Below are 10,340 nucleotides of genomic sequence, written 5' to 3'. Positions count from 1 at the left end.
CAGTAAGGGATACCAGTCCCCCTTTGTTAGGAAATTAGGATACCGAATCAAATAGAATACATTTTTAAAAATCGAGAGTCGCACCAAGGGCGGAGTCTACCCTTTTTTAGGGTGCTAAGGTAGCAGATCCATATTTATTTATAGAAAAGCTTGATCGTTCATAAAAATCATCAGAACTGCAATTGTTTATTGCTTGTTTCTGATGATTTTTTTGATAGTTACGCAAAGATATTCAGGGTATGAATAATTCGGGTCTAAAGTATAGGTTGATGTTTCAATGGTTCTGTATTGACTTTTTTAATCATCAATAAAAATGGCAAAAACTTGCTCCCAAAGCTAGGAGCAAGTTTTTCTGTTTATTCAACTGATTTTAGTGCTTCTAACATATCTACTTTTTTGAGCCATTGATTTACAATGAGACCTAGGAGAACGAGAATCGTAATGATGACGAAGGCAGGAATAATGTAAATGATAGCTCCTAAATGTGGGTTAAAGAGGATGAATTCAGGTGGAATCATCTGAATCATGTAAGCATGTAGCCAGCTTCCCATTAGGAAACCTAAGAGAATTCCGAAAATAGAGAGATAGATAGATTCACGATAAATGTAGAGGGTCACTTCTTTGTCATAAAATCCGAGTACTTTAATAGTGGATAGTTCACGGATTCGTTCGGCGACATTGATATTGGTCAAGTTATATAGAATAACGATCGCAAGAAGTACGGACGTGGCAATTAAAACAATCATGACGCGGTTGAGGGACTGAACGATGGTGGTGACTTGTTCTTTTAGACTTGTATTTTGTACGACACCTTGCACATTATCTAGTTTCATAAACTCATTTGCCATGCGATTCGTTTCTTCTTTACTTGTGTTTTGAAGTCGAATTAAGCTAGCGTTTTCGAGTGCCGGTGTTTTAAAAGCCTGATCATAGGCGTTTGTATTCATGAAAATAAAGTGTCCCATGTACATCTCAATAATTCCGGAGACTTTGATTGTTATGGATTGTTGATCACCTGTTTCGACTGTAAAGGAATCACCAACTTGCAAATCAAGTATTTGAGCTAATTTTTCAGAAATGAGAGCACCTTCAGAAGGTAATTCTAATGACTCTTGGCTTTGACGATTCACAAGGTGTATATAATTTTCGAATTCCTTCTTATTTTGATCGTCTGCAGCTAACAGGGTGATGGACTGTTGGTCTTGCTTCTCACCTGCGACCTTGGTAACTTTTTCATAATGAACCGGCATGGAGCTTTTTATGGCTTTGTCATTTAAGAGTTTATCAAAAGCACTCTCTTCTTGAGTTGAATTCGTTTCTTGAGTAGCGACAATCATGTCGTATTTAATCAAATCGGTAAACTGACGATTGTTTAGGTCAGCAATCGAAGAGCGAACTCCTAGTCCAGCAAATAGCAAGGCAATGGAGCCGCAAACTCCAAAAATAGTCATGAACATCCGTTGCTTATAACGGAAAATGTTTCGAGCAGTAACCTTTTGAGTAAAACTCAAACGAGTCCACAGTGGTTGGATTTTTTCCAAAAGGATCTTTTCTCCTGCAACAGGCGGTTTGGGTAAGAGAAGTTGAGCGGGTTGCTCAGTTAATGCTTTGCGTGCGACTAGATAGGCGGGAAGAACAGTACTTAAGAGCCCCAGTAATAGTGCTAAAAGAGTTTTTCCAGGGTAAAAGTGAAGTTCCATAGGTGCTAGGACAATCTTTTGACTGTAAGTAGAATAAATAATGGACGGAAGTAGGGTATGTCCCAAAATTGTTCCAATGACAGTTCCTAAAATCCCAGTGACAGCACCGTACATTACAAATTTGCGGATGATTTCTTTTTTATCATATCCAAGTGCTCGGAGGGTTCCCATTTTTAAGCGCTCTTCATCAACAAAGCGAGCCATCGTTGTAAAGGTTACCATGGCAGCAATGAAGTAGAGCACAAGTGGAAAAATATTCCCAACAGAATTGATAATGGAGGCATTATTTTCATAGGATACATAGCCTTCAGAACCGGGAATTTCCCGTCGGGTGTAGACAGCATAGGTGGGACTAGCTAAGTTATCGAGCTTGTCTTGAGCCTGAGCTAATTCTTCTTCCTTGGTTTTGATGTCTGACTCTGCTTTTGGTTTTTCTTTTTCAAAAGCAGTCTGTTTGCTGGCTAATTCTTTTTTTGCAGCATCTAATTCTTGGCTTTTTGCATCCAATGCCAAAAGTTGCTCAGGACTTAGAAGGTCTCGTTGACTCTGGGCAAGTGCCAATTCTTGTTCCTTCTGCCCAAGCTCAGTATCGGCATCTCGCAATTGCTTTTCAGTTGCCTTGAGTTGAGCTTTGGCCGCTTGAATTTGCGTTTGTCCCTGATTGACTTTTGCTTGACCTTCCTTTTTTAGTTCCGCAAGACGCTGATCTGGCTGATCGGCCACCAATTTTTGAATTTCGTCCTTATAATCATGAACCTGATTTAGATAGGCATCATCGTAAGGGCTTAAGGAGGATAAATCCGAATAGGCGATACGAGCTAGCATGTAGACATCTGAGTTAAAGGCTTGAGGAGGTATCACGGCATAGCCACGTAATTCTCCACTGCCTGCTGTGCTTTGACCCATGTTGACACGTGAGAGGAGTTCAGATGAATTGACAAAACCGCTGATGGTGAAGGTTTTGTGCTTCAAGCTATTTGAAGTTGAGTCCTCTTTTTCCTCGATTGTGATGGTGTCACCGATTTTATAGCGATTTTGTAGGGCTGCAGTTAGGGCAATCTGGTTCGATTCACTGGGCAAAGTCCCTTCAACCAAATCATAAGTGGATAACTGATCGGGCGTTGAGAAGATTCGAATGGCATCAGTGCTGTTCTTTAAGACTACATCTTTGAAATAGCCATATTCCACAACAGCTTGATTTTCAAGACTGTCTAATAATTCTTGATCCGTTTTATCTAAGCCATAATTACTGAAAACATATAAATCAGCGACCTGGTGATGTCTAAAAAAGTGTTCCCCTGTAGATTGCATGTTGGGAGGTGTCACCTTTAGACCAATCAGAGCAAAGGACCCTAGTGCCATGAGAGAGATAATGGATAGAACACGTCCTTTTGAGCTACTAAAGGACTGTCGGATATCTTTCCAATAAGTTTTTGAAGCCATGCTACGCTCCTTCTAGTATTCTAATTCAGAGATGGATTGCGGTTCAGGATTTAATTCAATCGACTGAACTTTGGCATCGTGCATGCGGATCACTCGATCTGCGATAGGAGCCAGAGCCCCATTATGGGTGACGATAATAACGGTCGAACCTTTCTTTCGAGCCATGTCTTGTAAGATTTGCAAAACTTGCTTACCAGTTTTGTAGTCAAGGGCACCCGTTGGTTCATCACAGAGTAGGATTTTTGGGTTTTTGGCAACTGCACGTGCGATAGCCACCCGCTGTTGTTCACCACCTGATAGCTGTGCGGGAAAATTATGGATCCGATGCTCCAAGCCCACATCCTTGAGAGTCTGGACTGGATCCAAAGCGTCCTCCACGATTTCTGATGCAAGTTCCACATTCTCTTTGGCTGTCAGATTGGCAACTAAGTTATAGAATTGAAAGACGAAACCAACATCCTCTCGTCGGTATTTTGTGAGTTGATGGGCACTATGATTGGAGATATCTGTCCCGTCAATGATGACCTGGCCTTCATCATTTGTATCCATCCCACCAAGGATGTTAAGAACGGTCGATTTTCCAGCACCTGAGGATCCAAGAATGATGACTAACTCTCCTTTTTCAATTTCAAAGTTAATATCATTGTTGGCGACAATTTCGGATTCTCCAACCTGGTAACGTTTGAAACTATGTTTCATTTCAATATAAGACATCTTGTTTCCTTTCTTAAATAAACACATTGTTGATTTAGTTACCACTTTAGTATATAGTTGAATGATGAGGAAAACAATCATCAATCTTGCCGAATTTGTTGATTTAAGAAAGGAGATAGAATGACTCAGAAAAGACAGACCTTAACCAAGAGCTATATTAAAGAAGCACTTACCCTTTTATTGAATGAGGAACGCTTTGAGGATATTTCCGTTAGCAAAATTTGCAAAAAATCAGGTATTAATCGTGGAACTTTTTACCTGCATTATCTGGATAAATTTGATTTGATGGATCAATTAAAAGAGGAGACAATAGGGGATTTAAAAGTCATCCTGACAGACGGAGACAAGAAGCCTCGGCAGATTATTCGAGAAGCTTTGGAATACATCCAAAGTGATTTTGCCTTTCTCTATGCTGTTTCCCAATCTAGCTATGCCAATTTTTCAGAAACAATGAAAGAATTTGTTTTGGTTTTAGTGGACTGGGCACCAAATGGTAAAAAGCGCGTGACACAGATGTACGACATCCCTCAAGATTATGCACTGGGGATTCTTGCTGCTAGTATTGAATCGATTATTAGTCGGTGGTTACAGGGCGGGGCTACTGAAGAGATAGAAGAAGTAACGAATATGATTCTCCGTGTTTCTAAATTTGATGAATGGATGTAATTCTTGGATTTTTTAGCATAAAAAGCCACAAATCAGCCTAAGCTTGATTTGTGGCTTTTGCATTTCTATCTTAAGGAATAAACATGGCATCACCAAAGCTGAAGAAGCGGTAGCCTTCTTGGATGGCGTGGTGGTAGGCTGCTAGATTTTATTTTTAATGATAAATATACCTTTTATAACCATGTAAAATACAATTATCGAAATAAGAATAGTTAGGCTAGGTAACCACAAACCGGAATATGCAATGATTCCCTGCCCGAACAGCTTAGCGATATAATGAACAAAATAAATGATTATAAAATTAAACATAGTCGAAACAAGGATAATGATAGAAGCGTGAAAAATTGACTCCGTTAGCCTTATTTTTAGCAACTGTTGCTTTGATGTTCCTAATATTTGAAGTTGGATAATCTCTTTGAAATCTTGGTTTGATGATATGATACTAATAGAAATCGTATTAGCAAGAATGAGAAGAATTGGTGCAAGCATGTATGCAATAAAGGAAGCTCGTGCTTCATAAATGGCGTTTTCTGTACCTGCAAAGACATACATATTTTGTGTAAAGATCATAAAACCAGAAGTGAGAGTCACTCCCATAGTTAGAGAGGTTTGTAGACTCTTTAAATAGTTTGGGTTTTGGAGTAAATTCCAGAATCCAGTATTATATGCATAGTGTTTCGAGTTGAAAAATTTATGGATGATTCTTAACACTAGTATTTGTACTTGCGGAGAAATGATTTGAATAATAAACAAGTGAAGTATGAGTAAGTAAAGTATCCCGGAAGACTGGGGGAGTATTTGCTCTGGAGATCTATCAGACACATCAGATGTGATATAAAAGGCACATAGAGCCCAGAGTTTAGAAACAAGTCTTAAAAATAGAAAATAGCTTAGAATTGTGTCTTAAACACATTGATTCTAAGCTATTTTTTTGGTATCTGAAAACCACTAGCTGTGCTAGTGGTTCAAAAGAGCTTTAAGCGGTGTATTAAAAAAGACTCCCTAAGGTGTTATATTAGATATGGTTTCCCGACCACATATCATAACACGAAAGGAGTCCCCCTGATGAAACAGGATAATAATAGTTTAGCACATACAACATGGAATTGTAAGTATCACATAGTTTTTGCTCCGAAATATCGTAGACAAATTATTTATGGAAAATACAAAGCAAGTATTGGACAAATAATACGAGAATTATGTGAACGAAAAGGAGTCACAATTCATGAGGCAGAAGCCTGTAAGGATCATATCCATATGTTGGTAAGTATTCCACCCAAATTAAGTGTTTCATCATTTATAGGCTATCTTAAAGGAAAGAGCAGTTTAATGATATTTGATAGACATGCAAATCTCAAATATCGATATGGCAATAGAAAATTTTGGTGTAGAGGATATTACGTAGACACAGTTGGTAGGAATCAGAAGCGAATAGAAGAATATATTCGTAATCAATTACAAGATGACGTGATAGCGGACCAATTAAGCATATTCGAGGAGTACGATCCATTTACGGGTCAGAAAAATATAAGGAAGTAAGATAGAAAGGGACCCGCTAGCCGGGTCAGCTGGGTAAGTGGTGCATAAGGGAAACCCTTCGGACAAGCCTTTAGGCTTTGGCCGGTAATAGAGGCTTTCAGCCGAAGAACAAACCACCCGTTCTCACGGGTGGTTTTGATTAATTGTTTAGAGTGGGGTATTTTGCTGTCACTATTCTCAATGAATAAACATGGCATCACCAAAGCTGAAGAAGCGGTAGCTTTCTTGGATGGCGTGGTGGTAGGCTGCTAGGGTTTGTTCGCGGCCAGCGAAGGCTGAGACCAGCATGACGAGGGTTGATTTTGGTAGGTGGAAGTTGGTTGAGAAGGCGTCTACGACTTGCCACTGGTAGCCAGGTTTGATGAAGATGTTGGTCCAGCCACTGGCTTCAACGAGTTTACCTTGGTTGTCTCGGGCAACGGTTTCCAGGGTTCGGATAGTGGTGGTACCGACAGCGACGACTCGGTTTCCGGCTTCTTTCACCTGATTCAAGGCTTGAGCTGTTTGGTCTGAAATGGTGTAGTATTCCGAATGCATATCGTGGGTTTCCACATCATCCACGGATACGGGGCGGAAGGTTCCTAGTCCGACATGGAGGGTGAGGTAGTGGATTTGAACACCTTTAGCTGCGATGGCTTCCAACAATTCTGGTGTAAAGTGAAGTCCCGCGGTTGGGGCGGCGGCAGAGCCATTTTCTTTGGCATAGACGGTCTGGTAGCGTTCACGGTCTTCTAATTTTTCATGAATATAAGGAGGAAGGGGCATCTCGCCGAGGCTCTCCAGAATTTCCAAGAAGATTCCCTCATATTGGAATTGGATGATGCGACCGCCATGTTCTAATTCTTGGATCACTTCAGCTTGAAGACGGCCGTCTCCAAATTCAATCTGAGCGCCAACTTTTAGCCGTTTGGCGGGTTTGGCAAGAACCTCCCATTGATCGCCTTCTGTATTTTGCAAAAGCAGGAGTTCCACATGACCACCGGTCTCTGTTTTTTGTCCATAGAGACGAGCTGGTAGCACGCGCGTGTTGTTGAGAACGAGCGCATCGCCTGGATTCAGGTAGTCAATCAGATGGTCAAAATGGCTGTCCGTCATCTCCCCACTCTCCCGGTCCAAGACCAGTAAGCGGGAGGAGGAGCGATCCTCGAGTGGAACCTGAGCAATCAGCTCTTCCGGTAATTCAAAGTCAAAATCACTAGTTTTCATATTGGATCCTTATAGTTGATAAAATAAAAAGAAATAGTAGAGCAGAAGCAGGAAAGGTGTGCTCACCAAAAGAAAGGCTAGAAAGCTTAAGAGAAAAACCAACCAAGCCTTAATTTTGTAGCCCCAAAAATAAAGGGCTAGAAAAAGCAGAATCCCTGCTAAAAAGAGATAAGCAACAAGTTCTAACATAGGAATCATTATAGCACGCTTTAGAGAAGAAGTAACCTGAAAATTATTTCAAAAAATCGGTCTATACCAGTTGACAAAAATTGGTCTATACCATACAATAAGATTAGGAAAACACAAGGAGGAAGACTCATGATTAAAGTTGTTCGTGTCGCAAGTCAAGAAGAAGGTGGGCAAGAGGCCCTTGCTATTTTGAAGGAGAAACTTGCTGCAGGTGCTCAAACACTAGGATTGGCAACAGGCAGCAGCCCTCTCGGTTTTTATGAGGCAGTCCGGGCTAGTGATCTTGATTTTTCTCACTTAACCAGTGTGAATTTGGATGAGTATGTTGGGCTAGCGGCAGATAATCCTCAATCCTATCGTTATTTTATGGAAGAAAATCTCTTCCAAGTAAAACCATTTAAGGCGAATTACTTACCAAATGGGGAAGCTGCTGACTTAGATGTGGAATTAGCCCGTTACCAAGAAATCTTGGAAGAACATCCAGTTGATTTACAAATCCTTGGGATTGGCCGAAATGGTCACATCGGGTTTAACGAGCCAGGCACTTCCTTTGATCAAAAAACACAGGTGGTGGACTTACAAGAATCTACAATTGAAGCCAATGCCCGTTTCTTTGATAAGATTGAAGATGTTCCAACCAAGGCTATTTCGATGGGAATCAGCGATATTATGAAAGCTAAAACCATTGTTCTCTTTGCCTACGGTGCTGATAAGGCAGATGCGATTGCAGGTGCCGTGAATGGTCCTGTGACAGAAGAATTACCAGCCAGCATTTTACAAAACCACCCAGAAGTTTATATCTTTGCAGATGACGCAGCCCTTTCCACATTGGAAGACTAATGCTCAGCCCTCCTGATGCCACAATCGGAGGGCTTTTCTATTTTGTCTACTTTTGCGGAACATGGTATACTAGTAAGGCAGAAAAAATCGGAAGGAAACAGTGATGTCACGTATTGATGAAATGAAGCGGCGACGGACCTTCGCCATTATCAGTCACCCGGACGCGGGAAAAACAACCATTACCGAGCAATTGCTCTATTTTGGAGGCGAGATTCGGGAGGCTGGTACCGTAAAAGGGAAGAAGACTGGAAATTTTGCCAAGTCTGACTGGATGGATATTGAGAAGCAACGGGGAATCTCCGTTACCTCATCTGTCTTGCAATTTGACTATCTTGGCAAGCGGGTTAATATCCTAGATACCCCGGGACACGAGGACTTCTCTGAAGATACCTATCGGACCTTGATGGCAGTGGACGCAGCTGTTATGGTGGTCGATTCCGCCAAGGGGATTGAAGCTCAAACCAAGAAACTTTTTGAGGTTGTGAAACACCGCAATATTCCTGTTTTCACCTTTATTAACAAGTTGGACCGAGATGGTCGTGAGCCCCTCGATTTGCTGGAGGAGTTGGAGGAAGTTTTGGGAATTGCTTCTTATCCAATGAATTGGCCGATTGGGATGGGAAAAAGTTTTGAAGGGCTCTACGACCTTCACCATAAGCGGATTGAGTTGTATAAAGGGGAACAGCGTTTTATCGAATTTGAGCAAGCTGAGAGTCACGGGTTGGGGAACAATCCTTTCTACCAACAGGTGCTAGAAGATGTGGAGTTGCTCAGTGAAGCTGGAAATCCTTTTTCTGAGGAAGCTATCTTGGCCGGGGACCTGACCCCAGTCTTTTTCGGATCAGCACTTACGAATTTTGGGGTCCAAACCTTCTTGGAAACTTTCCTTGAATTTGCCCCAGAACCACATGGCCATCAGACGACCGAAGGTGAGTTGATCCAACCGGATGCGCCAGATTTCTCAGGATTTGTCTTCAAAATTCAGGCCAATATGGATCCGCGGCACCGTGATCGAATTGCCTTTGTGCGTATTGTATCAGGGGAGTTCGAACGTGGTATGGCCGTTACCCTACCACGAACTGGAAAAGGGGCGAAACTGTCCAATGTTACCCAGTTTATGGCAGAGTCTCGTGAAACAGTTGAAAATGCTGTGGCAGGGGACATTATCGGGGTCTACGATACTGGTACGTATCAGGTGGGGGATACCTTGACCGTTGGGAAAAACAAGTTTGAATTTGAACCCCTCCCAACCTTTACACCGGAAATCTTCATGAAAGTTTCTGCTAAAAATGTCATGAAGCAGAAGTCCTTCCATAAGGGAATTGAGCAACTAGTGCAAGAAGGGGCCATCCAGCTCTACACCAACTATCAAACCGGTGAGTATATGCTAGGGGCAGTCGGCCAACTGCAATTTGAAGTTTTCAAACACCGGATGGAAAATGAATACAATGCGGAAGTTGTCATGTCCCCAATGGGTAAAAAAACCGTCCGTTGGATCAAACCAGAGGATCTGGACGAACGCATGAGCTCCAGCCGGAATATTCTGGCTAAGGACCGCTTCGAACAGCCCGTATTCCTCTTTGAAAACGACTTCGCCCTACGCTGGTTCGCAGATAAGTATCCAGATGTAGAACTAGAAGAGAAGATGTAGGATATAAGAAACTATAGACACAAAACACTTCAAGCGCTCAAAGCCTTGAAGTGTTTTTTCGAAATCAAAATAAATCGGAATGGTTACCTGTTCGTGTTGCAGTTAAAATGAGGTGTCCTCTATCAATTGCATAGATGAGGAGCCAATCGGGTTCAATATGACATTCTCTAAAACCCTGATAATTTCCCTTTAGAGGATGGTCGAGATATTTTTTATCTAGTTCTATTTCTTGCTGGAGTTTACTTAAAACTGCTTCCAATTTAAGTATAGTCTTTTATTTGAAAATAACACAGTAAAAAAGCGCAAAAAAACACTATCTGTGTTATACTTAAGGCGAACATATTTAAAAATGTCTTAAGGATGTTGCCGCATCCCTAATGCTCTTGCTGCTT

Annotated in this window: 9 protein-coding genes and 1 pseudogene; 4 read left to right on the top strand and 6 right to left on the bottom strand. The window is 41.5% G+C overall.

Annotation, left to right across the window (positions count from 1 at the left end):
- Positions 1 to 356: 356 nt before the first annotated feature.
- Complete coding sequence (locus I2503_RS07880) at positions 357 to 3,143, bottom strand: ABC transporter permease (protein WP_196967594.1); 2,787 nt, start codon at positions 3,141 to 3,143, stop codon at positions 357 to 359.
- Between the two features lie 12 nt (positions 3,144 to 3,155).
- On the bottom strand, positions 3,156 to 3,857 hold the full coding sequence (locus I2503_RS07875; protein ID WP_196967593.1) for an ABC transporter ATP-binding protein: 702 nt from the start codon (positions 3,855 to 3,857) through the stop codon (positions 3,156 to 3,158).
- 120 nt (positions 3,858 to 3,977) lie between these two features.
- On the opposite strand from I2503_RS07875, the gene I2503_RS07870 reads away from it, so the two are divergent.
- A complete protein-coding gene (locus I2503_RS07870; protein ID WP_196967592.1) occupies positions 3,978 to 4,523 on the top strand; it encodes a TetR/AcrR family transcriptional regulator in 546 nt (181 codons plus the stop codon).
- A 70-nt stretch (positions 4,524 to 4,593) separates the two neighbouring features.
- Here I2503_RS07870 and I2503_RS07865 read toward each other — a convergent pair.
- A pseudogene (locus tag I2503_RS07865) lies at positions 4,594 to 4,668 on the bottom strand (S-adenosylmethionine:tRNA ribosyltransferase-isomerase); the annotation flags it as partial.
- Between the two features lie 920 nt (positions 4,669 to 5,588).
- Here I2503_RS07865 and tnpA point away from each other — a divergent pair.
- Entirely contained in the window at positions 5,589 to 6,062 is a 474-nt protein-coding gene (tnpA, locus tag I2503_RS07860; protein ID WP_196967591.1) for an IS200/IS605 family transposase, read from the top strand.
- Positions 6,063 to 6,239: 177 nt separating this feature from the next.
- Here the strand turns inward: tnpA and queA are convergent, their stop codons facing one another.
- Positions 6,240 to 7,268: a tRNA preQ1(34) S-adenosylmethionine ribosyltransferase-isomerase QueA gene (queA, locus tag I2503_RS07855; RefSeq protein ID WP_196967590.1), complete on the bottom strand. Its 1,029-nt coding sequence runs from the start codon at positions 7,266 to 7,268 to the stop codon at positions 6,240 to 6,242.
- A gap of 9 nt (positions 7,269 to 7,277) precedes the next feature.
- Positions 7,278 to 7,457 carry a hypothetical protein gene (locus tag I2503_RS07850; RefSeq protein WP_196967589.1) on the bottom strand — a complete coding sequence of 60 codons (180 nt, stop codon included), beginning with the start codon at positions 7,455 to 7,457 and terminating at the stop codon, positions 7,278 to 7,280.
- Between the two features lie 132 nt (positions 7,458 to 7,589).
- On the opposite strand from I2503_RS07850, the gene I2503_RS07845 reads away from it, so the two are divergent.
- Together I2503_RS07845 and I2503_RS07840 are read left to right on the top strand one after the other, a co-directional pair.
- Entirely contained in the window at positions 7,590 to 8,297 is a 708-nt protein-coding gene (locus tag I2503_RS07845; RefSeq protein WP_196967596.1) for a glucosamine-6-phosphate deaminase, read from the top strand.
- Positions 8,298 to 8,400: 103 nt separating this feature from the next.
- Positions 8,401 to 9,948, top strand: coding sequence for a peptide chain release factor 3 (locus tag I2503_RS07840; RefSeq protein WP_196967588.1), 1,548 nt, complete (start codon positions 8,401 to 8,403; stop codon positions 9,946 to 9,948).
- Between the two features lie 64 nt (positions 9,949 to 10,012).
- Here I2503_RS07840 and I2503_RS07835 read toward each other — a convergent pair whose 3' ends face one another.
- Positions 10,013 to 10,207 (bottom strand): type II toxin-antitoxin system YafQ family toxin, encoded by a 195-nt coding sequence (locus tag I2503_RS07835; RefSeq protein ID WP_210766826.1) that lies wholly within the window; start codon positions 10,205 to 10,207, stop codon positions 10,013 to 10,015.
- Positions 10,208 to 10,340 lie beyond the last annotated feature (133 nt).

This window comes from Streptococcus sp. NLN64 (assembly GCF_015831295.1).
Taxonomy (GTDB): Bacteria; Bacillota; Bacilli; order Lactobacillales; family Streptococcaceae; genus Streptococcus.
This window is presented reverse-complemented; position numbering and strand designations above follow the sequence as displayed.

What these genes read in the sequence shown, in the direction of transcription:
- I2503_RS07870 (WP_196967592.1), top strand. Translation starts at nt 3,978, where the DNA reads ATGACTCAGAAAAGACAGACCTTAACCAAGAGCTATATTAAAGAAGCA.
- I2503_RS07850 (WP_196967589.1), bottom strand. Translation starts at nt 7,457, where the DNA reads ATGTTAGAACTTGTTGCTTATCTCTTTTTAGCAGGGATTCTGCTTTTT.
- I2503_RS07880 (WP_196967594.1), bottom strand. Translation starts at nt 3,143, where the DNA reads ATGGCTTCAAAAACTTATTGGAAAGATATCCGACAGTCCTTTAGTAGC.
- queA (WP_196967590.1), bottom strand. Translation starts at nt 7,268, where the DNA reads ATGAAAACTAGTGATTTTGACTTTGAATTACCGGAAGAGCTGATTGCT.
- tnpA (WP_196967591.1), top strand. Translation starts at nt 5,589, where the DNA reads ATGAAACAGGATAATAATAGTTTAGCACATACAACATGGAATTGTAAG.
- I2503_RS07875 (WP_196967593.1), bottom strand. Translation starts at nt 3,857, where the DNA reads ATGTCTTATATTGAAATGAAACATAGTTTCAAACGTTACCAGGTTGGA.
- I2503_RS07840 (WP_196967588.1), top strand. Translation starts at nt 8,401, where the DNA reads ATGTCACGTATTGATGAAATGAAGCGGCGACGGACCTTCGCCATTATC.